We start from the raw sequence: 25,377 nt of genomic DNA on the forward strand, positions 1-25,377 counted from the left end.
TTTTAAAAATCAACAATTATAAAATAACCGATGGATAAAGGAGCACATTTTTATAGATGCGATTTTCAAGCTCACAGTCCCAGAGACGTGAAGTGGAGCGGTGATAGACCTTTAACTGCTGACGAGCGAAAGGACTATGCAAGGGATTTCATAAAAAAGTGCAGGGAAATAGCTCTTCATGCAGTTGCTATAACTGATCATCATGACTTTGGATTTTATCCATACATAAAGGAAGCGGCTAACTCCGAACTTGACGACAACGGACAACCAATTTCTGATCAAGAGAAAATAATTGTTTTTCCAGGCTTAGAATTAACTCTTTCAACCCCTCCCTGTCAGGCGATATTGATTATTGATGCCGACTACCAAATTAACAATTTAAATCAAATACTTCATTTGCTTGGAATAACACCGAATTCAGCCGACGAAGCAACAACCATTGAAACACTTCCTATTACAAATACAATTGTAAATGGTTTTGAAGAACTCTATGACAAGTTAAATTCTATTGAGACTTTAAGAGGTAAATTCATTGTCCTTCCAAATCTAAGCGAGAAAGGAAGACATACCCTACTTCGCGCTGGCAATTCCGAGCACTATAAAAAAATGCCTTGTGTCGGTGGGTATGTCGACGGCTCCATTACGCAGCACGGGAATGGTAATAAAAACATTATAAGTGGTATCGCAAAAGAATGGGGCTATAAAAGCGTCGCAGCATTTCAAACCTCTGATAACAGGCAGAGAGATTTTAGCGCATTAGGAACACATTCAACTTGGGTGAAGTGGGCGACACCAACGGCCGAGGCGTTGAGGCAAGCATGTCTTGCAAAAGAATCTAGACTTAGTCAGAACCTACCCGAACTGCCGCAAATATTCATTACCAAAATTGACGTTACAAATTCAAAATTTCTAAGCTCCTTTTCTATTGAGTTTAATCAACAATATACTGCCTTAATCGGAGGTCGCGGGACCGGCAAATCTTCTATTCTTGAGTATTTACGATGGGGGCTTTGTGACCAAACGGTACTTAGCAACATTGACGAACAGTCAGACTTAGATAGAAGGAGGCAAAGCTTAATCAATAAAACATTAATTCCCTTTAACGGTGAAGTGCAAATTACATTCTCGGTAAACGGAATTATTCATTTAGTAAAACGTAATTCTGTAAATAAGAAAATCTATTTAAAAATTGGCAATAATGAATTTGAGCAAGTCAACGAAGACGAAGTAAGAAGAATTTTGCCTATTCAAGCTTACAGTCAAAAACAGTTAAGCAGTGTTGGTGTAAGAACAGAAGAACTGAAAAGGTTTATTCAACTACCAATTGCGAACCAACTAAATAATTTGAAGTTTCAATTGAATGATATTGGTAAAAAGATAAGAACATCCTATACAAATTATCTCCGTAAAAAAGGACTGCAAAATGAGATCGACGAATTCAATCTCGAAATAAAATCCTTAAATAATCAAGTAGAAAATCTTCGTTCGCAGCTAAAAGGGATTTCAGAGAGAGACCAAGTGGTCATAGCCAATAAGAAAAAATACGATTTTGAGCAAAGCCTTATAAATAAGGCAAAAAGAGAAATTTCAAGTACTGAAATCAAGCTCCGAGAATTGAATGATTTCTTAAAATTATTACCTGATAATTCCCCCCATAGTCATTCGCTCCAAAACACAAAACTCATTACAGAAATCAATGCGGCAAGAGTTAGAAAGTTTGATAAAATCAAATCGCTGGCAAAACAATTGATCGATTCGTTGAGTCAGAGCAATTTACCTGAATTGACAATGCTATTTGAGAAATGGGAAATCTTAAAGGTAAATTATGAAATCCAGTATGAGGCATCTAAAGCTAAGACTACCTCAAACCAAGTACAATTAGCTGAGATTCAAAGATTGGAAAACAGGCTTTCAGAACTGAATAAGAATCTGGAAGAAAGAACACAAGCAATTAATGAGCTGGGCGATCCCGAAAATGATTTGAACCAATTCAGAGACGAATGGTTTTCACTACATAGTCAAAAAATAACTATATTAAACGATCAATCTCAAAACTTTTCGCAATTATCAAAAGGTCTTATTAAAGCCGAGATAACCAAGAGCATAGAAGTAAAGCAAATAAAAACCGAACTTACTCAGGCGTTTCAGGGAACTCGAATTAGCGAAAATAAAATTCAATCTTTATGCGATATTATAACTAGCTCTGAAAATCCACTGGAACAATGGAAAGAGCTTGTGAACGAATTAAAAGCTCTAGCGGAAATTAAATTATCAGAGGAAAAGAAAATTGAAATTCCAGAAACCCCAGTCCTTAGTAGCTGCGATTATAACGATGGTAATAGAACGAGAATCGTGGAGATTCTGACACCTGAAGCCTGGTTAAATCTTGCGACAAAAGAAATTGAGTTTAGTCCACAATTCCAATATATCACCAATAGTCACATGGGCGATGTAATACCATTTTCAGAAGCATCTGCCGGCCAACAAGCCACAGCATTGCTAACTGTATTATTAAATCAACCTGGAACACCACTTGTTATTGATCAGCCAGAGGATGATATAGACAACCGTGCGATCAAAGATATTATTAAAAACATATGGGAAGCAAAGAAGAAACGCCAATTGATTTTCACCAGTCATAACGCAAACTTAGTCGTAAACGGTGATGCGGAATTAGTTGTCTTTTGTGACTATAGAGAGTCGCGTAGCCAAACAAGGGGAATTATTAAGGCGGAAGGTGCGATCGACTACAAAATTGTAAGGGATGAAATTACATCCGTAATGGAAGGCGGTGAGAAAGCTTTCAGACTTAGAAAAGACAAGTACGGCTTTTGATCCTGTGGTGGTGTAGATGGTGCGATCCTTTACGGGAATCCGTAATAATTCCATCGAAAAATAATAGGAATTTGTAATAAACATTAGGCATACGAAATTGAGGTCGCGCGCTTTACGAGAATTATATTTGGAAATCTATTCATTCGTGTTTACCTTTATAATCGAGCAGTTTAGCCTGGCCTAATGCTTTTTTGATTTTGATGAATGGCCGTTGATATTTAAATGTATACGGACGGTATAATATATTATCGATTCACCTTTTCACTGAACTTGGAATTCATCTACCTTGTGACGTCAAAATTCAGAAAATTTGGAAATGGTACTAACCGAAAAATTCTTAAATGAGCTTCAAAAGCGGTTAAAAATTGGAAATCGTAGAGGTGTACACCTCAACGCTTTACCGGGATCTTCAAGATACAAATTTGATTTCACTCGTCTTGCTCATATAGAGGAGGGGTTGCCGCAGCGATTTTTGGATGCATTGCTCTCGCAACAACCCCTCAAATTTCGGATTAGCTGGAAAGACAATGTTCCGGATTTAAACCTTCTTTTTGAAGAGGAACAAATTCAGCTCGCACGTATTACCAAAGCATTTGAAAACCTGATTAATCAAACGGATGCGATAGAATCTGAAAAAGGTGTAAACACATTTGGATTTGGCTTCCCTCTACTTGTACGGAGAGACAGGGCCGATAATAAGTTGACGGTTGCCCCTATCTTGATCTGGAGTTTGCGAATTAAACGCACCAAAGAATTTAACACGTGGGAGATACAACGAAATGACGACGATCCCATTTACATCAATGAAGTATTAATCAACCACCTGCAAAATGACGTTAATATAGAAATAGGCCAAATTCCAAACGATATGCTGGATGACGGCCTGATTTCTAAAGACGAATTGGTTGATATCTGTTGCCAATTGATAAGAAATATAAACACGACTTCTTCCAATGAATTGGAAGCCACGTTCCGAAAGAAGCTTGACGCAGTAGCACCGATAAATGACAAGGCACATTATGAAAAACTGCCGCTGAATGCGACGAATTCACTCATAGAATTTGGAGGTCTATTCTCGATATTTGAGGTTCAAAAACAAAACATTATCAATGATTACAATAAACTACTAGCATTAAGTGGCCAGCGCATAGAGACCGACGACTTAACGGGTAATTCGTTTCAATCGATTTCATCGATACAAACAGATCCGTCTCAGCAGGGCATTCTCAACTCGCTGGAATCTACCCGAAATGTGTTAATACAGGGTCCTCCGGGCACGGGCAAAAGCCAAACGCTGACGGCTATCTTGGTAAATGCCCTTGAAAACAACAAAAGGACCATTGTGGTATGCGAAAAGCGGACCGCGCTGGAGGTGCTGTATGAAGCGCTTGTAAAAAAAGGGCTTGGCTACAGCTGTATCCTGATACGGGATATCGTAAAAGATAGAAGGGCAGTTGTTGACTCCGTGAGGGACCGGATAGATAATTCGGAATATAAAAAATACCGGTACGACTATTCGAAGGAAAGTTTGGACGACATTGTTGAGAGGGCTACGATGTTGATTGACAACATCAACAAGAAACATCAAAAAATAGACACCAAACTGATTGGAAATCAAACTTGGAGCGATACTGTGGGCCAATTACTTAAAGAGCTCAGACGGCTGGAAGATGATATTCCATCGAACAAATTCAAAAATGCCGATTTCAACTATACAACTGAAGAACTGAAGGGATGGATTGATCTTGTTAAAAATGGTCAACGATATTACAGCAGCTTTTACCCCATCGCAGAGAAGGCATTTCTAAATCCTCAAAAACTGACCGGAGATGCTCCTTTTGTGATTGAAGAAAATCTGAAGAATGATTTTGAAAATTACGAAGCCCAGGTTCGGTATCTGGAAACGACGCTAACTGAAGTGAAAGCAGCGTATGAAAAGAAAAGGAATGCGGAAATCCAGTATCAAATAAGTGAGATAGAGACAAGAATTGAAAAACTATCGGCACTAGCAGGGTGGTTTGAGCATCTAGTGGCAACATCAAAAAGAAAATTTATCGATGCCCGCCAAAACGAATTTACTCATCAAGTATCGATGGTTCGCGCGTGTACAGATTTTTTAATGAAGCAGGATGAACGCCTATCCGGTTTAATAGTTGAATGTAAGAAAACATACGACACCAAAAGGAAATTCGTACTGAACGACCAAATTTTGAAGATTGAACGAATCCTCTCCCCTATTGACACATTAATTGAGCAAAACCGAGGCAATCAGGATTTCATTTCTGAAAAGAAACTGAATAGCATTGGTTACAAAATATTAGCACTCGTATCGTCAAAAAGAAAACAAACACTTGCTGATTATGCATCGATAAAGGCCCTTTTTGAAGACCTGGAAAGAACACTGGAAGATTGCGCAGATATAGATATGAAGATACCTACCGATGCGATTGACCAAAAAATCGCTTCCATTGAACCGCTAAGAAATTCATTAAAAGAAACTGCGGCCACGTTTTCGATTAAAACAGACAAAGAATATTCCAATTTAAAACTCAACCTGATTTCGGAACTTCAACAGGACCATCTTCTCCCCATTCAGGATGCGTTTGAAAAGAGTCGCCCGGAAAATAAAGAAATACTCGAGGGAATTTTGTTGGAATTCCATTTTTTTCTGACGAAGCTTCATGAGGTGTCTCAGAATTTGAATAGGGTAATAGAGTTAGGTAAAGATCTACCAAAAGACATAAAGCTGAGCGGACCATTGTGTAACGTAAAACCAATAGTTACAGATATACTGCATAACATCAAGCTAAAGGAGCTGAATTTTGAACAATCTTTAGAAACTGAATTTTTAGATCTTAGACTAAACGATGTTCTTAGCAAAGAAAACAATCACCTAATTCATGCGTATGCACAGATCCCATCAATGGATCCGACGCTCGCCGAAACGGTCAAAACGATTTGTAAAGATTTTGAAGAATATATATCGAAAATCAACGTAGCATTCAGAGAATTGGCAGATAACTTGCAGGCCGCCAAAGACATTAAGTTGAACATAAAATTCAATCGATCCTACTTAAATAATAAGGTCATTCTGGAAGAAATAAAGCCACGTATTGCAAAAATAGTCGACGAAATTGATAATAAAATACAAGCTGAGTTTGCGCTTATTGATTTGCTCAATACCGATCCGGCACGTGTCGGAATAGATAGTCTGATACAACTTCAACAGGGTACTGTTTCGCTCGTTGAGAAATTCAACTCGGATGCATGGCTTAAAACCTCCATCAAATTTAAAAGTTTCCAGTCAATCATTGAACAAGCAAATATTCAAATAAACGCTAAAAACGCATACTTCGATCAAGAACAGGATTATTTCTCCATCGAGTTTAAATGGTTTCAATTTTATAACGCGCTATCAGAGTTTCAACGGCTAGTTGTAGACGAGCTTAAACAAACCCGTCATTGGGAACGGGTGTTTATGATCATCTATTTGAATGCAGTACTGATAAAAAATGGCGACATAAATTTGCCAACCGATGACCAAGCACAGGTTGAACTGAATGAAGTGCTAGGGAACGTCGAAAAAGAACAATTGAAATACATTAAAGAGTTTTGGTATTCCAAACAGATCGATGCCACTAAACAATTCCAGGAAAACAACAACGGCCTCTCGGTGGAAAATCTGTATAACAAACGAAGCAGTCCACAGAATAGACGGTTGTCACTACGCCAGATCGTGCAGAAAGACGCCAATCTGTTCACCACGTTTTTTCCCATTATTCTGACCTCACCCGATGTTGCCAGCAACCTTTTTAAGGGGATGAACGGCTACTTCGACATCGTCATGTTTGACGAGGCCAGCCAGCTTCGCATTGAGGATAACCTGCCTGCGATTTTGAAAGGCAGGCAGGTAATCATTGCCGGTGATGAGCACCAAATGCCGCCGTCGAACTATTTCAGCAAGGTATTTGACGGATCGATTGAAGATGACACGGACCTGGAGGAAGAAGATGAAATAAAATATAATCAGGAAGATGGCCTTTTGAATTGTGAATCTCTGCTGGATTTTGGAGCGGAATTGAATTTTGACAAAAAACACCTTGATTTCCATTATCGGTCGCGCCATCCTTTTTTGATTGATTTTTCCAACTATGCGTTTTATAACCAGCGGTTGAAACCTCTCCCGAACAGTTTTGATTATATACCTATTAAATACATTCAGGTAGACGGAACATTTTCCGATCATGTGAATGATTCGGAAGCCGAAATGGTAATTTCGATTATCGAACATAATATACACCGGCTACCCAATGGCAAATACCCTTCTCTTGGTATCGCAACTTTTAATATTGCACAACGGGACCTGATAAAAAGTAAAATTCTACAGCGGCTGAAACTCCCGAAGTATGCAGAGTTTAATACTAAAATACAGGAGCTGGAAGAAAATGGCATGTTTGTTAAAAACCTCGAAAACATCCAAGGTGACGAACGTGATGTGATTATACTTTCCACGACCTATGGTAAGGGGCAAGCAGGTAACTTTGCCCAACGCTTTGGTCCCATTAATTACCAGAAGGGATACAGGCTGCTTAATGTGATTATAACACGTGCTAAATACAAGGTGTACTGTTGCACCTCTGTTCCTGAGGAAAATTTTCTTAATTATAAGGACTTTCTATTTTCTGAAGGGTCGAATAATAAAAGGGGGGCATTTTATGCTTATTTAGCCTATTGTAAAGCAGTAAGTGAGTCTGACCATCAGTCACGATTGGCGGTACTCACCACCCTTGCTGAGAATACAGCAAGAAGCGTGTCGCTGGATCCTCGTGATCTGAGTGAACTTGAATCACCGTTTGAAGAGGAGGTATATCAGGTATTAATCGACCATTTCGGGCCAGATAAAGTTACGCCGCAGCTGAAGTTTGGCGGTTTCAGAATTGATATTGTTTACGATCCAAAGCTTCCTGGCGTTAAAAAAATTGCCATAGAATGCGATGGGGCTACCTTTCACTCAAGCAATGAAGCATATCTCCATGACATCCACCGTCAAAAAATACTCGAAAACCATGGATTCGTATTCCATCGGATTTGGAGTACGAACTGGTGGAGAAGTCATAGACGGGAAACGGAAAGACTAATAAACTTTATCAGAGAAGTAGAGCAATCTTCATTACTTGAAGTTGAGGATGATTCGTTAACCTCACTCGCTTTTACGGATGATGTCAAAATGGTTGAGCAATATGTTGTAAAGGATATGCTCGCACAACGGGGAAAAGAAACGAAAGAATTTACCCAGGCTGCAGAACAGGAAATTCCCGTACAAGTTGATGAGTACGGAACCTCACGTGTAAAAGAGAAAAGCAAAGTTGTGGTTAAGTACTTAAATAATGGGAAAAGCTTAAAAATTAGGTTGGTGCAAACTCAACACAATAAACCTGCTGCAAAAAATGATTTCCAGGATCTTTATCACAGATCCCCTTTAGCTGTTTCCCTACAAGGCCATTCTGTGGGCGACATTGTGAAAATTGGAGAATTAGACAATTTTGTGGAAATATTGGAGATCGCTTAGGAAGGGTCGGTTTTGTAGTAAAATTTTGGCGAACGGATGTAAACTGACCAAATCATGCATTAAAACATGAAAAATCTGAGGGCTTTAAATAACTGGCTTGAAATGAAGTTGAGCGTAATGCTCAACTCGATTGCGAAAATACGCGCTATCATAATATTGCTGCTCATAATTGCGATCATTGCTTTCTACATCTTTGGGGTTCAGAATTCAAACATTCAATTATTCCCATTTGATAGCATTAGGTGGGGAGAGGTTTCCAGTTGGATATCCCTTATTATAACTGCTATTAGTATTGCATTTATCTTTTCTACATTTAAGCTTCAGCAAAAATTATCCTTTTTAGAAGACAGGAAATACCGCTTCGCTTTGCTGCCGGATCCCGAACTGATGGTGGGCAAAAATAAACCTGTAAACCAAGACTATGAAACATTTAAAAAGATTGACAACAATAATACAATAGAAGACAAATTCGCGTTACGGTTAAGACTTGGCAGCAATTTTTTTGTGAACGCACAATTATTAACTGCCGACGGAAAAACAGTATTGGCTAAAAAGTCCAAGCACAACAAACTCGATGGGACTTACTTCATTGATGCTGAGCAAAGTTTTTTTAGCGGACAACCGGTAAAGCCATTAGATAATAAACAAAAGAACGAGCCAGGAGCCTATCAACGTTTGATACTTAGGATAGAAGACCGAGACAATGTTTTTTCAGACATCCATTTTAGAATTCGATTACTTGTAAAAAAGAGCAAGAATGGAAAAGCTGAGGCAGCAATTGATAAACTCACTAAACTTCAATATCACCTTGCTGTGGGTGTAAATAAAAAATCACCTAATGCTTGAACTGCCAAGCAATTCTAATGATTGATAATGTAGATCAAACACAAAATCTTATTTCAAGTGTGTTCCTGAAGATAAGCTTCGACATTGTGTTTATGTAATCTCCCTGAAAACAGCTACCCGGTTAATTTGACATATTGGGGCTATCCTCCAGTTTCACTTCGCTTGGCTGGCAGCCGCCCTTAAAACAACACACCCTGCACGGATTTCGGGTCGTCGTTACCCAGCGGAGGCAGGCCGTCCCAGGTAAACGGCTCATACCTATGCTTGCCATCCGGGCGCTCGGGATATCCGCGGAGTGTATAGACGGGATAATACGCCAACTCATCGGTGGGGATTTCAAAGGCGAACACCGAGGCCATATCCGGTTCGGCAATGTCATCGAGCCATTGCTGCTCCAATTCGCGCGGTAAAAATAGCGGCATGCGGTGCTTATTGGGCCCATCGTTGTGGATGTATTGCATCACGGAATTAGCGGCGCGGGTCATCAGCCCGAATGACCCCACTTTCTCCACCACCCCATCCGCATCCACCGTTTCATGCCATTGGTAAAGCCCCGGAATGTAGAAAATATCCCGGTCTTTCTCGGCGATGTAGTAAGGCACCTTCTTAGACCAGCCCAAGATCTTGCGGTGCTCGTAGGTGCCCGACACGGGGATGAGGCACCGCTGGTTGCGCAGGCGGTACCAGTAGGATTTGCGGTCTTCCAACACCCGCTCGGACCGGATGTTGATCATGTTGCGCCGGCGGTCGGCCTGCTGCTTCGGATCCTGGATGTACCCCGGCAGCACGCCCCATTCCATTTCGGTGAGCGCGAGGTCGCCCGAATCCTTATCTCGGTAAATGATGGGGTAATTCGGGAACAGGATGGCCTGCACGTTCTCGTGGTAATACATGTTCATATCGAGCTGCTTGCGCTCATCGCGCAGCTTAGGGAAGGCCCGTTTGACGATTTCGATGTCTGAATGGAGTGAGATGTCCCAGCACATGGTTTATTATTTAACTGATTAAATCTGCGGCGGGCACCGTGAGGCTTCGTTCGCCGTTGGTGATGGTCGCCTGTACCCTGCCGTGTTCGAGCCAGAACGTGATATCGATGGTGTCCCTGGCCTTGAACGGGGTACGGAAACGAAGGTACGCAATTATTTTGTCGCGGTACAACTTCATCATCCGGCTTTTCCAATTGTCTTCCTTGAACTTACCCAGGAACAGGCGATAACCGGAACCTTTGGCCACCAATGGCTGAATTTTTTCCAACTGGGTGCGGGCGTCTAGCAGCTTGCCCTCGTTTGCATGCAGCTGTGAAGCGTGGGCATAAGCGCCGCCCGTATCTTGATATGCCGTAACCATGAACCCTTTGCCCGGCTCCACCAGCGGCCAATTGAACCGCTGAATGACGAAGAGGTAGGTTCCCTCCTTGAGGATTTGCCGGAATACGGCATCGGTGAACGGAACGAAGGGGTTGTACATGGGCCATTTGCATTACGGGCAAACAAATATACAAAGCATCATTCACTTCGCGGATCACTTTTAAGCGGCATCCTGCCGCAGCGGGTTACCTCCAGCGAGGGGCAGCCGAACTCGGCGACGACCTTGCCCTCGATGAGGTACAGCCCCGCGCCGCGCAGGGCATAGCGCTGCAGCGTCTGCGGGAAGTGCACGGTATCGAAGAACACCCCTTCGGCATCGAAGAAAGTGCCGAACTTCATGAAGTCGCCGCGCTTGGTCCTGACCGTCTTCTCGGCCACGAAATCGCCCACCATGCGCACCGTTTTACCCTCGTGCTGCATGAGATCGGCCGCCATGACGTCGCCGCGGTAGTCGCTCCGGGCCAGGTCAAACAGGCTGCCCGATACGGCAAAGCCGATGAGCTCCATCTCGTCGTAGTGGTCCTCCACCGGTGAGGTTTCCAGCGGGGGCAGGACGGGCTTGGTGCTGAACGACTCGAACAATGCCGGGCCGGCCGCCCGGGCCGCCCGTTTATCGGACGATAGCAATAGGTGAGCCTCCCACAGCAGCTCTTTCTTGCCTGTACCGGTGAACCGCAGCGCGCCTGTGCGGATGAGGATGACGAGCTGCTCCAGCGTGGCGCCGGTGCGCCGGGTGAAATGCTCCAGGCCGGTGTACTCGCCGTTGCGCTGCCGCTCTTCGGGGATGGTGCGGGCCAGCCGCTCCTCCAGATTGAGGAGGCAGTCGAAGCCGAGGTGGATGTCGCTGCCGCAGATGGTGGCCTGGTAGCCGCTGCGGTTCACGCACGGAAGGTGGACCTTCGCCCCTGCCCTTTTGGCCTCGTTGACGTACACCTTGCGGTTGTAGAAGCCGCCGTAGTTGTTGAGCACGGCCACCATGAACTCCCTGGGGAAATAGGTTTTGAGGTACAGGCTCTGGTAGCTCTCCACGGCGAAGCTGGCCGAGTGGGCCTTGTTGAAGCTGTAGCCGGCGAAGCTCTCCATCTGCCGCCAGATTTCGCGGCTCACCTGCTCGTCGTAGCCGCGGGCCCGGCAGTTGCTGAAGAACTTATCCTCGATTTCGATAAGGTGGTCCTTGCTGCGGTACTTGCCGCTCATCATGCGCCTTAAGACGTCGGCATCGGCCATGTCGAGCCCGCCGTAGGCGTTGGCGATTTTCATCACATCTTCCTGGTACACCATGACGCCGTAGGTTTCCTCCAGCTGCTCCCGGAACACGGGGTGCGGGTAGGTGACCGTGGCGGGGTCGTGGTGGCGGCGGATGTATTCGGCCATCATGCCGCTGCTGGCCACGCCGGGCCGGATGATGGACGAGGCGGCCACCAGCGTGAGGTAATCGTCGCACCGCAGCTTGGTGAGCAGCTGCCGCATGGCGGGGCTCTCGATGTAGAAGCAGCCGATGGTGTTGGCGCTTTTGAGCTGGGTGGCGATCTGCGGGTCGGTGAAGAACCGCTTGGGGCGGTTCGTGTCGATAACCTGCCCGGTGTTCTGCCGCACGATCTCGCGGCAGTCCTTGATGTGGCCGATGCCGCGCTGGCTGAGGATGTCGAACTTCTCGAAGCCGATATCTTCGGCCACGTACATATCGAACTGCATGGTGGGCAGCCCCTTGGGCGGGTAGTCCAGCGCCGAATAGTGGGTGAGCGGCAGCTCGGAAATAAGCACGCCGCTGGCGTGGATGGTGCGCTGGTTGGGGAAATCGGCCATGCGGTTGTATACCGACAGAATGGTGTTGGTGACCTCGTTCTTGTTGAGCAGGTGCTCGGGCTCGTTGACAAGCCTGTCGATATCGCCCTTGGGCAGGCCGTACACCTTGCCCAGCTCACGCAGGATGCTGCGGCTGCGGAACGTGCCCATGGCACCCATCAGGGCGGTGTGGCCCGACTGGTAGCGGTTGAAGATGTAGTCGTACATCTCGTCGCGCTCGTTCCAGCTGAAGTCGATATCGAAATCGGGGGGCGACTGCCGCTTGGGGTTGAGGAAGCGCTCGAAGGGCAGGTGCAGTGCGATGGGGTCGACATCGGTGATGCCCAGGCAGTAGGCCACCGCGCTATTGGCGCCGCTTCCCCGCCCCACGTAGTGGAAATCGCGGCCGCGGGCGTACCGGCAGATATCGTCCGTGATGAGGAAGTAGCTGGAAAAATTGAGCTGCTCGATGATTTCCAGCTCGCGCGCCACGCGCGCATGGGCTTCCCTGTCGTTTTTTCCGTACCGGCGGGCCAGGCCGTCGTTGGTGTACTTGTTGAGCAGCTGGCGGTCGTTGTAGCGGTTGCCGGTGAAGGTCTGCTTGTTTTTCATGGTGCGGAAGTCGAACTCGAAGCTGCACTGCCCCAGCAGCCGGTTGGTATTGCGGATGAGCTGCGGAAAATCGCGGTACAGCGCCATGAGCTGCGCACGGGGGATGAATACCTCGTCTTCCGGGGCGACCATCTGCGGCTCCAGCTGCGAATAGAGCAGGTTGTGGTCGATGGCGCGCAGCTGCCGGTGCAGCCTGTAATCGGGCGGGGCGAAGGTGACGGGCGCGAGGATGACATACCGCTCCAGGTGGGCGGCGGGCTCCATGCGGATGCGGTTGCGCTCGGGCGGACGGATGCCGATGTATTCGTTATCGCGGAGGTCTGCGGGTGGCACCGCCCCGTAGGGGTACACGACGAGGGTATCGCCCAGTTCGGGGGGGCGCGTGGGCAGCGGCCTTCCATCGCGGTTGTGCCGCGTACGGAATTCGTTGAGCGCACGGAAGCCGTCGTTGCTGCGCGCGATGCCGATGTACAGCAGCGCGTCGCCGTTGCGGAATTCCATCCCCGCCAGGGCGGTGAGCCCCGCAGCGCGGGCCTTTCTCAGGAAATCCAGCGACCCGGTGGTGGTGTTGATGTCGGTAAGCACGGCGGTGTCGTATCCGTGGTGCATCATGCCCTGGATGAGGTCATCCAGCGAGAGCGTGCCGTAGCGGAGCGAATAGTAACTATGGACGTTGAGCAGCACGGCGCCCTCCTTTCGTCGGTTTGGCCGGCATCCCATCGGGCAGGCAGATGCCCTTGACGATGGCCTCCGTGCCGTAGCGCAGCCGGATGCGGTCCATCGCCTGCATGAGGCTCACCTCTTCGAGCGTGTCGTTGAACAGGTCTACCTGGTAGGCACCGTGGATGAGGTGCGAGAACCTGACCCCGATGAGCCGGATGAGCATGCGGCGGCTGTAAAGCTTTTTGAACAGCTCGCCCACCTTGGCGGTGAGCGTGCGGTCGGAATTGGTGTACGGGATGCGCAGCTGCTGGGTGTGGGTGTCGAAATTGCTGTACCGTATCTTGAGGGTGACGCAGCCGGTGAGCTTCTTTTCGCGCCGCAGCTCGAACGCCAGGGCATCGACCATGCCGGCGAGCACCCGCCGCAGCATATCCACGTCGATGGTATCCTGCTGGAAAGTGGTCTCTTTGCTCATGGACTTCTGCTCGCGGAAGGGCACCACGGGTGCATCGTCCAGCCCGTTGGCCTTGCGCCAGATGGCGACGCCGTTTTCGCCGAGCACGCGCCGCATGGTTGGCGCTTCCATCCGCTGCACCGTGCCGATGCGGTGGATGCCCATATTGCGCAGCAGCGTATAGGACTTTTCGCCCACCATGGGGATTTTGCGGATGGACAGCGGGGCGAGGAAGGGCCGCTCGGCGCCGCCCTGCACTTCCCTTTCGCCGCAGGGCTTGGCCTCGCCGGTGGCGATCTTGCTTACCGTTTTGTTGACCGACAGGCCGAACGAGATGGGCAGCCCGGTTTCGTTGATGATGCGTTGCCGCAATTCCTGCGTCCATTTCCAGCAGCCAAAGTAGCGGTCCATGCCGGTGATATCCAGGTAGTGCTCGTCGATGCTGGCCTTTTCGACAACGGGGGTAATCTCTTCGATGATTTCGGTGACGATGCCCGAGTACCGGCTATACAGGTCGTGGTCGCCCCGCACCACCACCGCCTCGGGGCACAGCCGCAGGGCCAGCCGCATGGGCATGGCGCTGTGGACGCCGAACCGCCGGGCCTCGTAGCTGCACGAGGCCACTACCCCCCTGTCGCTGCCGCCCCCGATCAACACGGGCTTGCCCGACAGGCTGCTATTCAGCAGCCGCTCCACCGATACGAAGAACGTATCCAGATCGCAATGCACCACGTGACGCTCCATGTTGAATTTAACTAATATATTTAGTAAATACAAACCTCGGCAAGACAATCGGATTTAGCAAGCACTGCGCCGCCGCACCGTGCTAACGCGCTGGTTGATTGGCGGAAAAAATTTGCAGGGACAATCGACCACCGGTGGGCCTTTCTAATAAACTGAAATATGGAACAGCTATTTAATATATTATTTGAACACGTAGCGAATTTCGCTAAATCGCTTCTATATCTCTATTGCGTAATATTCGGCTACTTGTTCTTTTGGTTTTTCTGCGCTACAAACTGGCAAGTATTTTCTTGAGATCGATGCCTTTTCCCAGCACTGGTTTGAACAGGTCACCTTCTGATTTTACGCGTTCTACAGCGTTTGCGATGGTAAAATCCGACATCTTAAGCCCCTTCTTTACCTCCTCCCAATGTAAGGGCATGGAAACGGTAGCGCCGGGTTTCGGACGAAGCGAATAGGGCGCTGCAAGGGTTGCAGAAGGGCGGTTCTGGAGGAAATCAATGTATACTTTTCCTTTCCTTTTATCGGTCATCCGCACGATACTGGTAAAATCAAATAGGGAATCGACCTGTGCGGCAACCCATCTGGCAAATAATTGCGACTGATCGTAGGTATACTTAGCTCCTAGCGGTATATACACGTGCAAGCCGGTTGACCCCGAGGTTTTGCAATAGGAAGGTACTTTCATATCGTCCAGCAGTTCCCGGATGGCACGGGCCACTTCGATGACCTGCTCAAAGGTATTGGTCTTATCGGGGTCGAGGTCAAGCAGGCACCAGGTGGGATTATCGGGTTTGCTGACCGTACTGCTCCAGGGATTCATTTCGATGGCTGCAAGGTTTGCCATGTACAGCAGTGCCGCTTCATTATTGCAGAGCATGAAGTGCTTGCGTTTGCCTTCCGTTTTATACGGATACTTTTCTACCCACGCAGGTACCTTTCCGGTCACGTCTTTCTGGTAAAAGCTCTTGCCCTTTATTCCGTTTGGAAAACGGTTAAGCGATTGGGGCCGGTCTTTCAGGTAAGGGAGGATATATTTGGCAACCTGCCAATAATAGTTCAGCATGTCGCCTTTGGTGTACCCTTCATCCGGCCAAAGTACCTTTTTGACATTGGTGAATTTCAGCTCGTTTCCATTGACCTTTCTAACTTGCGTACTTTCCGAAGGGTTCACGAGTGTACGCTTTCCGTCGTTCACGGGCGCCTTGACGATACGGGGCGAACCCTCCTTATCGTCGACGACTTTTTGCACGGGTATTTCCTTTTCAGCCACCACGGATTTGGCATGCTTATCTTCCCGCATGGCAATGAAAGCTGGGTGCCTGAATACCCCGTCTTCTGTAACTTCGGTATAGTGAATCTCACATACCAGTTCCGGACGGAGCCACGTAGCTGTTGCATCCGGCGGGTTAGGCCTGAAGCGCGAGGGCTTATTATAGTCGGGCTTTTCCGTGAAGGGATTGGTTTTTCTTACGAGCGGCTCGAACATTTTGACCATTTCCCGCTGTTCGCTATCCTTGAATCCGGTACCGACCTTGCCGACGTAGTTGAACTTCTCCCCATCAAAAACGCCGAGCAGCAAGGAGGAGAATAGTTTGGATGAACCTTTGTTGCGTGTATATCCACCGATAACCACCTCCTGCCGTTTCTGTGCTTTAACTTTCAGCCAATCCTTTGAACGGTCACCTGGATAATAACGGCTATCGGACCGTTTGGCAATAATACCTTCAAGGTGCAGCTTGGTCGCCGCATCAAAAAATTGGATCCCTTTATCGGCAACGCTGTATCCACTGCGGATCACCCTGTCGTCCCTCGGGATCAGGGTAGCAAGCACTGCTTTCCGCTCGGACAATGGCAACGTCATCAGATTCTTGCCGTTAAACCAGAGTATGTCAAAAACATAGAAAAGCAGCTGGCCGTCGTCTTCACTTCGCCAATTCTGCAACTTATTGAAATTGGAAACGCCGTTTTCGTTCACCGCGACGATCTCGCCGTCAACGACTGCCTTTACTTTCCAGTTGCGCACAGCCTCGAACACGGGATAGAATTTATCGGCAAAGGTTTTGTCGTTGCGGGACTTCAGCGACACTGATTTCCCATTCATGAAAGCGACTGCGCGGTATCCGTCCCACTTCACCTCGTATTCCCAGCCGGGATCATCAAATGGCTCATCGACAAGCGTGGCGAGCATGGGTGATAAACTTTTGGGGAACGGCGCCTTTTTTGCTTTCTGAAGCACTGCTTCCACGTCCACTTCAGTTTGCGGGATTTCAGCCTCCGTGGGATCAATCTGCTTTTCAACCGCTTTCTTAACTCCGGCGTTTTGTGCGACTTTAACCGTTCGGGGCTTCTTCGTATTTCTTTTCGTAGCGTTACTCGCTTGGGAAGTCTCCCCACCGGCCTTGGTGACCTGTTCGAGTGTCTTCCGGGATACGACGGATTTATCCTTTAAGGTGACATCCTCATCGGCGGCATATTTATCCTTATGCTTGATCAATAGCCAGGCATTGTCTTCCTTGCCTTTCATTTTGACAAGCGCAAATTCACCTTTAAGCTTTTTGCCTTTCAGCTTGAACTTGAGCGAACCGTCCCGCCACTGCTTCATCAGCGCTTTTTCCATCGCCTTTTTGTCGCCGTCGGCATCGAGCGGCTCATACGTACCTTCGTCCCAAACAATCACTGTTCCGGCTCCGTAATTACCTTTGGGTATAATGCCCTCAAAATCCTTATAGTCATTGGGATGGTCTTCAACTTCCATCGCCAAACGCTTGTCTTCGGGATTCAGAGAAGGGCCTTTGGGTACCGCCCAGCTTTTTAGTGCACCCCGGATTTCCAGTCTAAAATCATAATGCAAGCGCGATGCTTTGTGCTTTTGCACCACGAAACGAAGCTGTTCCTCTTTGGGTTTACCGCCTTTGGGTTCTGGGGTGTTGTCAAAACTGCGCTTCTTGTTATAGGTGGAAAGTGCCATATCCTGCTCATTGCTGTTACAGTGTAAACAATGGATCGCCAGTAAAGTTCCAGTCACGTAAGTAGAAAGACTTATAACGAACGTAAATTCAGTTTTCGCCGAAGGGATTCCCCTGCCTGATCCGTTTAGCACTCATTACCGGACCACCAAGAAGGTAATTTTGGAAGTCTGACAAAAAACCTGGAAATTTTAACAGACAATCTTATATGTTCAGATTGCCAATGCTGCACAATCTTACAGGGTTTATTGGCACAGAAACCGTTCATTGTCCCTATTCCAGGCACATCAAAATTGCACCGTTTGCAGGAAAACATAGGAACAATAAATATTTCCTTTTCTAATGAAGAGTTAACTAAAATAAATACCGCATTAGCAGATATTAAAATAGTAGGCGAACGCTATCCTGTGCAAATACAGGAATTTAGCTAAAACGAAGCACATCCAACCGGTTTCCGACAGCAAAAGCAGTCATATCCTGCTCCAGCCGCTCGAAATCTTCCTGTCCGATGGTTTCCATTATTTTCCCGCCGTCCAACACATGGATAACGTCGCACGTGTCCCTGAGGGTTGAGAAGATATGCGAAGAAATCAAAACGGTCTTTTTTTCGCTTTTCAACCGTCGGATAATCTCCGTAATCAATAATGCGCTATGGATGTCCACCCCGTTGAAGGGCTCATCAAGGATAAAGAAATCGTTCTGCTGCAAAAGGATAGCCAAGAGACCGAGCTTTTTCTTCATGCCGGTAGAGTATTGCTGCGCATATCGATCGAGTGGAAGGTCGAACACATTCCGTTCGTCCAGGCCTTCATCCGGTACCCCACGCGCTTTGCAGAACAACCGTAAATACTCGCGCCCAGTGAGCTTCGACGGAAAATAGGGTTCGGTTTGCAAAAACCCAAGTCGGTCTTTCAATATCCCCCCTTCAGCAATCACCTTGCCCCCGTGTTTTTCCAGCCCTGCCAGGCAATTGAACAGGGTGGTTTTCCCCGCCCCGTTTCGCCCCACGAGGCCGTAAACTCGTCCGGTACGGAAATCCAAATCGATGCCGTTAAGCACCTCATCCCTACCAAATGATTTCGTTAATTGATAGACATCAACATTCATAGAATCAATGCGATATTATTTTTTGCGTGTCGGAAAAAATACGGTATAGAAACGAGCATTAATGGCGGAAACACGAATGACGCTACCATAAAAATACCCCGTGGAATACTGACGATCCGTGGAAAAGCTGCATACTTGGCCAAGACGGCCAGGGTAAGATAGCCATATCCGGCTACCGACATCGCCAATACCAAAAGCCAGTCATCCGGAAAAAAGCACCCGATAGCAAGCACCATTGGAAGAAGCACGACAGTGAGGTGCAGAAAAGCCGTTCTCACTTTCATACCAAGAAAGGATCGGGGTGTCAACCGGTAAACCCAAACATACAACGCGGGTTCGCTCCACGAATAATAATTGGCGCATACGAATACCACCAACAGTAACATCGCTATCCCCAGATTCCCGTTGCCTACGTAAATACCAATGATCATCAGTATATAGGCAATGAATAACATACCGACGGAGCTTCTGAAACCCACGGCAAACTCAAAAGGATGCTTCGAGAACGGTGTAGGCAGTGCGGCCATTCCATTTGTACCAATGCGGAGCGGCAATACAGCTAACGCCAGCGCCAAGAGGCCAAAAACAAACCACAATTCACCGCGGTACAGTAAAAATAGTATGAATGGCACGACCGCCAGCATATTTTCGAGCAAACGGATACGCCAATATATCAGCCGATCGAAGACCTGTTGGAGAAAACGAAGCCGTGCCGAGCTGCTTAGCTGAAGGAGTACAGCAGCGGCAATACCCACATAAATCCAGGGGGCATACGGGGTCCGTGAGAACAAACCAACCGAACCGCCTGCAAATAGCAGCGGTGCACCGACATACACCAACCAAGGATTTACCCCCCAGTCTCCGATGGTACGGTGCATTCTTTTGACCTGTACGTGAAAGAAATAAAACAAGGCAGTCATCAAGTGGCTTCTTGGGTAATCCATTTACCCACGGCAGGGGGTTGATAATTACGCATCTGATTAAGCAAATCCTGGATATCTGCACTCCACAACAGCATCTGCTGATTGATTTCTTTCAGGAACCCCTTATCAACCATGTGCCGCGCAAGCGCAATCAGTTCGTCGTAGAATCCATCCGTATTCAACAGTCCCATGGGCTTCTGATGCAATCCCAATTGGCCCCAGGTGAGCATCTCGAACAACTCTTCGAGCGTACCGAAACCACCCGGCAATGCAATAACCCCATCGCTGAGCTGATTCATCTTCGTTTTCCGTTCGTGCATCGTATCGACCAGGATGAGCTCCGTGAGGCTATCATGCGCAATTTCCTTGGTTTGCAAGAAATAAGGCAGCACGCCAATCACCCGGCCGCCATGTTGCAATGCACCGTCGGCTACTGCCCCCATAAGCCCTACCTTGGCCCCACCATACACCAAGCCAATCCCCAAATCCGCCAACGTTTTGCCCAGCAAGTAAGCCTGTTCCTCATAAATACGTTCAGTCCCCTTACTCGAACCGCAGAAAATGACTATGCTATTCATCAGCCTATACTTTTTACGCAAATTTACCAAATTGACTGATTGATTTCAAACACGTCCGAATCGGTCATCCCTGCTACCGTAAGCGTGTATCCCTCCCTCGTGTAATACATCCATCCCGATGGTTGCTTGCAGAGCAACGGGAATATCAACTCGTTGCCCAACGCGTACCGATTGATGAGCATGTTTTCAAATTTTACCGGAAGCACGATTTTCCCGCCTTTATCGGCAATGCCAAAACGTTGCCCCTGCTGTAATAGGAAATACTGGCCGCCATTCAATATGTCGATGGTATTGTATTCCGGATTGAGGATCGTATTCCCATGACGGTCTTCCAATCCCATCAATACGCCGCTCCCTTCCGGGGATTCCTTTCGTATAATCAAGTAATCACCCAGGAAAAAATCGAGGTCTAAAAAATAGGCTGACAAGGCTGGGTACTCAACCTTTGAAAGCGTAGCTCCACTACTAGCTACAAATCGATAGGTCAGCCGATCGACCTGCCTACCCCAAGCATCCGTTACCGATCGCAGCTTTGCCACGGCGGCGACACCATTCGTATTGAAGAGCGTTACGGCATCATATTGCGGTGCAATGAACTGCCGCCCCAAGCTATCCACAAAGCCGATTTTATTACCCGCCCTGATCGCCGCAATGCCGTGCTGGAATTGCAATAACAAGGGATAAGGCGTATCCGTACCTTCCGCTGCCGCATAAGGATCCGAATAGTTGGACACATCATATTTTCCATCCAGTAAGTTGGCCTTTGCAACATCGTACAACGACCCTGTCTGGCCATCCTGTGAGACCAGCAGAAGGTTTGGGGTTTCCAGGTTCCAAACATACGTCCATTCCATCCCCTGTATGGTACCGGTTTGGCTATTGAATAATTGCGCACCGAGACCAACGTTGCCATCGGCCGTTAGCAAATACCAGCCATCCCCTACGGCTTCTACATTGTTGTACTGGTCGTTTAATAAGACCTCACCCTTTTCATTCCGTATTTCCTTTGTCCGGCTACCGTAGTCACCTACTTCCGACACCACATAGTTGGATTTATCCAGTCGCTCCAAATGGTCATACGCACAGGGAAGTACTTCCTTCCTTTGTCGCCAATCGTATAGCCCCAATTTATCATTCAATTGTACCTGGAGCAGCGTTCCGGAGTCGTACCACGGGTCCCAATCGTGGTAATGCAGCGGCAAAAGTTCTTCTCCCTGTAAGCTGTAGAGTGCCTTTCTGCCTTGGCGAGTGCATTCAATGACCTCCTCCCCTTCGCTTTCATCCCTGTCTACCAATTCGATGGAATGGTATGCCGGTTTGACCAAGGCGTCCGTTTCGGTGAAGTACAAGCCGTACAAAGCCCTGTCCTTGAGTTTAAAAACAGTAATGCCTTTGCTGCCAGATGAATAGAAATAATCGTTTAAGTGCATAATTTCCGAAAACGAAGGAGGTACCAATTGACGTTTACCGGCATCCCAAAGTGATGATTTTCCGTCCTTGGTAAGCACAAAAAAATCATCGTAAACCATCACTTCATCCCACTCTGGCTGGAAAAGCACCGCTCCATCGCGGAATACACCCTTTTTGCCCGACTTTTCGATGAGTGTATAAGAACCGCTGTAACCTAGGTAGTTGTCATCATTGGGTAAATGGATGCTGTCATATTCAGCTGGTAGGCACTGCTGCCCGTTTTTATCGATGATGCCGAATTTGCCCCCCTTGGCATAGGCCAACATGCTCCCCGGCAAAAATTGATAACGCGCATCAGTTGTTAGTGGATATGTGCTACGGGTGGGGATATGGATCAATAGCTTTTGGCCATCCTTGGCGAAGGATTGTACCCACTCGTCACCACGCATGCCCCAATGTTCATGATCGTATTCAAAATCAATAAGTACCTTGCCGCGAAAATCAACGACACCCCATTTCCCCTCACTTTGGGCATACACATAAGCTGGTTTCCGGCCACAGCCACCACAGTAATCAAACTTTTCATACACCATGGGTACCACCATTTTTTTAGCGTCATAGCTATATATACCCCACCGATCGCCATCCCTCACATCGAAATGCTCGCCATCGAGGTAGCCTACTTCATCAAAAAATGGCAATAATAACCCTGCTTTCCCATAGTAAGATTCTTTGCCTTGCTGCCTCACCTTCCATGCCTCGGGAAACCGGACGTCAATATCGGCATACTCCGTGGGTAATAGCCATGCACCATTCGGGGTCAGCAACCCCGCGCTGCCATCTTTCCAGACTTTTACCACCGGCTTGGGCATAGCCTCCGGGTATTGAAGGCGGTGGGATTCGTATTCGTTTATGCTGTGCTCATTGCCCAATTTTGCGGCATCCTGCTCATCGATACTGTCAAATGCCTTTTTGCCCAGGGTATCAATGTAAAATAACTTTCCGTTGACCTGTACAGCGGCAAATCCACTTGAAAACTGGCTCGCGATTCTCTTATCCGGATTGGCAGTTGATCGCGGCACCTCCACCACTTCTTGGGCAGCGACACCCAAGCAACATAAAGCAAAGAAAAACGGCAATAAAAGTTTCATAGTTAAAATCGTCATAGCTCAACTCATTCAATAACCCAAGCGGGTTTTGGTTCTGAAGGTCAACAATTCACCTTTCTCATCCACAAACTGGTACCATTCCCCATCGAAAACCATAAAAAGGGGTACTTCTGCCCCGAACGAATTATTATCGGTATGGATTTGTTCGTAAACCGGTGGCACCAATAATGTCCCGTCCCGGTTGGCTATCCCCTGCTTTTCATTTTTGATGATGTTTACAAATGCTTTGGAACTTGATGAAAAACGAATATCATCGTAGGTGGCTTCCATAATCACCGCACCTTTTTTCGTGACCACACCCCACTTGCCGTTTTGCATTACTTTCAGTAATTCTGGTATGCCATAGATTGCCTCCATGCGCTCATACACGAGCGGCAGCACCACTTCCCCCCGACTATTGATGATACCAAGCCGTTCCTTATCGCGTGCCGAACCGATAGTCTCATCAGCCTCCAATGGGGTTTCGTAAACCATGGCCACCGCCCTGTCGTCGTAAAAGTCGCCCACAGACTCATAGTCCGAAAAGCGCTTTTCGACGCCATCCTTATCGATGAAAAGATTATCTTCGTTGCCTCGAATTTTTAATAAACCATTCCGGTAGCCTGCATCCAATATGGTATCCTTCGGTAGGAGCAGTTGTGTGACACTGTTGCTTCTGAATTCTCCCCATCCATTGTTTTCGTAGATGGTTTTCCCGGCAGCATCCACCAAGCGATTACGCCATTGCCCATCCACCATCCAGGTCTCCACAATCCGGTCGGCGGCTACCGCAACATAGCTGATGCTTTCTTCGTAAGGTCGGATAAAATGCCCCTCACCGTCGTAAAGAGCCGTTTCCGAGTTGTAACTCCCCGCTCCGATGCTGCGCCGGGCACTGACCTGATCAAACCCGTTCCACACAACGTACTCGTGGGCTACCGGTAGCATGATTTTAGCTAGCCCTGCATGATAAAGCCCAATGCGATTGTCTTTGGTTAAGGGTATGATTTGATTTTGGGCATAATCACTGCTTTGCGGATAGTAATTCATTCCTAGATACTCATCATACGCGTATTCAAATGGCAGAATCTGCTTCCCCGCCCCATTAAACAAGCCATAACGTTCTTGCTGATACACCTGGAAATAGGGTTTGCCGGCCTTGAATAGCAATTCGATGTAACGGTACTCTGCAGGGATCACCACGTTACCGCTCCAATCCAAGACACCTTGTTTACCTCCCTTGGTAACCATCATAAAATAGGGTTCGACGAAGTCGGGAACCGCACTTTGCTGTTTACCTGCCGACGAGCCACCCATTGCAGGCATTGCGATGGACACAGCATTACTACTTAGGTAATGGCCCTTGGCATCCACAAAAACGATCCGGTCGTACTCCGGACGAAGCAATACGTTCCCGTTCGCTTGGACCACGCCGTACCCTTGCCCTCTACGAGCGATGCTGTTTCCCACTACGAAGTCATCAATACCTGTAAAACCTTCCAGTACAACACGCGCTTCCTTGATATGCCATAGACCTACACCATCACCTTTTTTGAACTTCACAACATTCGGATCGCCAATTGCATCAAGATTCTCGAATTGCGCGGGCAAGACCATCTTGCCGGCTGTATCCAGTAACCCTGCTTGGCCGGCCTTCGAAAAGAAAATCAATTGCTTTCCCGGCAAACGGAAATCCCGGAGGTAATCATATTCCGGGGCGATGAGTACCCGTCCGTCACGCAACGCCAAACCCTCCTTATCGTCTTGCTGTATTTCCACGGCGCCCGGAAGCAGGTAGCTCCGCGTTGCACGTTCGTAGTGAGGCGGCTGGAGGATCTCACCATTGCGGGCGTCCAGCCAACCCCACTTGCCGCCCTGCCTGAACGCGATAGATAGGCTATCGATAATCGTGATTTCTTCGTATTGGGGTGGTGCAATTTCGTTGCCGGCTGCATCAACAACACCGTACCGGCCATCTAGCTTGGTAAGAATGAACCTATAATTATACGGAATACCTGCATACCATTGGTTATCATAGTCGGTCTGGAGCGATACCTCGTCATATTTGAAATCAGCGACCACGTTGCCCGCCGCATCGAGCACACCGTAAGCATCGCCCACTACCACTTCAAATAATCCACCGCTGCTTTCTTCGATTTCATCGACAAGTTGCAGCCCGTAGGGATGGAGGTATTGTTCTACGCCGTCTTTCCGGACTTTCAGGAAGGGTGATCGGTCGGAGAAACCTATGGCATCAAAAAGTAACGGTGGCGTTGCTTGCGAATTGTTTTGGGCAAACAAGGAATGATGAGGGGAAAAAAGAAAATAAATCAGCGTAAAAAGAATTGTTCTCATAAGTATCCGTAA

Annotated in this window: 13 protein-coding genes; 3 read left to right on the plus strand and 10 right to left on the minus strand. The window is 47.5% G+C overall.

The features are described 5' to 3' along the window. The first annotated feature begins 30 nt into the window (after positions 1–30). The 3 genes from IEV98_RS16025 to IEV98_RS16035 all read left to right on the plus strand — a co-directional run bounded on the left by IEV98_RS16025 (position 31) and on the right by IEV98_RS16035 (position 9,250). Positions 31–2,835, plus strand: coding sequence for a TrlF family AAA-like ATPase (locus tag IEV98_RS16025; RefSeq protein ID WP_188507032.1), 2,805 nt, complete (start codon positions 31–33; stop codon positions 2,833–2,835). A gap of 316 nt (positions 2,836–3,151) precedes the next feature. Continuing rightward, on the plus strand, positions 3,152–8,404 hold the full coding sequence (locus IEV98_RS16030; RefSeq protein ID WP_229738805.1) for a PDDEXK-like endonuclease domain-containing protein: 5,253 nt from the start codon (positions 3,152–3,154) through the stop codon (positions 8,402–8,404). A 66-nt stretch (positions 8,405–8,470) separates the two neighbouring features. Further along, complete coding sequence (locus tag IEV98_RS16035) at positions 8,471–9,250, plus strand: hypothetical protein (RefSeq protein WP_188507034.1); 780 nt, start codon at positions 8,471–8,473, stop codon at positions 9,248–9,250. Positions 9,251–9,429: 179 nt separating this feature from the next. On the opposite strand, the gene IEV98_RS16040 is transcribed toward IEV98_RS16035, so the two are convergent. The 10 genes from IEV98_RS16040 to IEV98_RS16085 all read right to left on the minus strand — a co-directional run bounded on the left by IEV98_RS16040 (position 9,430) and on the right by IEV98_RS16085 (position 25,365). Further along, the gene (locus IEV98_RS16040) at positions 9,430–10,236 is read right to left on the minus strand and encodes an SOS response-associated peptidase (RefSeq protein WP_188507035.1); all 807 of its coding nucleotides are present in this window, start codon (positions 10,234–10,236) and stop codon (positions 9,430–9,432) included. Between the two features lie 10 nt (positions 10,237–10,246). Continuing rightward, the gene (locus tag IEV98_RS16045) at positions 10,247–10,717 is read right to left on the minus strand and encodes a hypothetical protein (RefSeq protein WP_188507036.1); all 471 of its coding nucleotides are present in this window, start codon (positions 10,715–10,717) and stop codon (positions 10,247–10,249) included. A 38-nt stretch (positions 10,718–10,755) separates the two neighbouring features. After that, positions 10,756–13,698: a DNA polymerase III subunit alpha gene (locus IEV98_RS16050; RefSeq protein ID WP_229738792.1), complete on the minus strand. Its 2,943-nt coding sequence runs from the start codon at positions 13,696–13,698 to the stop codon at positions 10,756–10,758. Then, positions 13,679–14,875, minus strand: coding sequence for a DNA polymerase IV (gene dinB / locus IEV98_RS16055; protein ID WP_188507037.1), 1,197 nt, complete (start codon positions 14,873–14,875; stop codon positions 13,679–13,681). Before dinB ends, IEV98_RS16050 begins: the two co-directional genes overlap by 20 nt. A gap of 268 nt (positions 14,876–15,143) precedes the next feature. Then, a complete protein-coding gene (ligD, locus tag IEV98_RS16060) occupies positions 15,144–17,846 on the minus strand; it encodes a DNA ligase D (protein ID WP_188507038.1) in 2,703 nt (900 codons plus the stop codon). 421 nt (positions 17,847–18,267) lie between these two features. After that, complete coding sequence (locus IEV98_RS16065; protein WP_188507039.1) at positions 18,268–18,951, minus strand: ABC transporter ATP-binding protein; 684 nt, start codon at positions 18,949–18,951, stop codon at positions 18,268–18,270. Beyond that, positions 18,948–19,895 carry a hypothetical protein gene (locus IEV98_RS16070; protein ID WP_188507040.1) on the minus strand — a complete coding sequence of 316 codons (948 nt, stop codon included), beginning with the start codon at positions 19,893–19,895 and terminating at the stop codon, positions 18,948–18,950. Before IEV98_RS16070 ends, IEV98_RS16065 begins: the two co-directional genes overlap by 4 nt. Continuing rightward, entirely contained in the window at positions 19,871–20,452 is a 582-nt protein-coding gene (locus IEV98_RS16075) for an LOG family protein (protein WP_188507041.1), read from the minus strand. Before IEV98_RS16075 ends, IEV98_RS16070 begins: the two co-directional genes overlap by 25 nt. Before the next feature lie 23 nt (positions 20,453–20,475). After that, complete coding sequence (locus tag IEV98_RS16080; protein ID WP_188507042.1) at positions 20,476–23,013, minus strand: WG repeat-containing protein; 2,538 nt, start codon at positions 23,011–23,013, stop codon at positions 20,476–20,478. A 27-nt stretch (positions 23,014–23,040) separates the two neighbouring features. Continuing rightward, positions 23,041–25,365, minus strand: a complete 2,325-nt coding sequence (locus tag IEV98_RS16085) for a WG repeat-containing protein (protein WP_188507043.1) — start codon at positions 25,363–25,365, stop codon at positions 23,041–23,043. Between the last annotated feature and the right edge of the window lie 12 nt (positions 25,366–25,377).

Origin of the sequence: Parapedobacter pyrenivorans, assembly GCF_014636865.1 — a bacterium.
GTDB lineage: Bacteria > Bacteroidota > Bacteroidia > Sphingobacteriales > Sphingobacteriaceae > Parapedobacter > Parapedobacter pyrenivorans.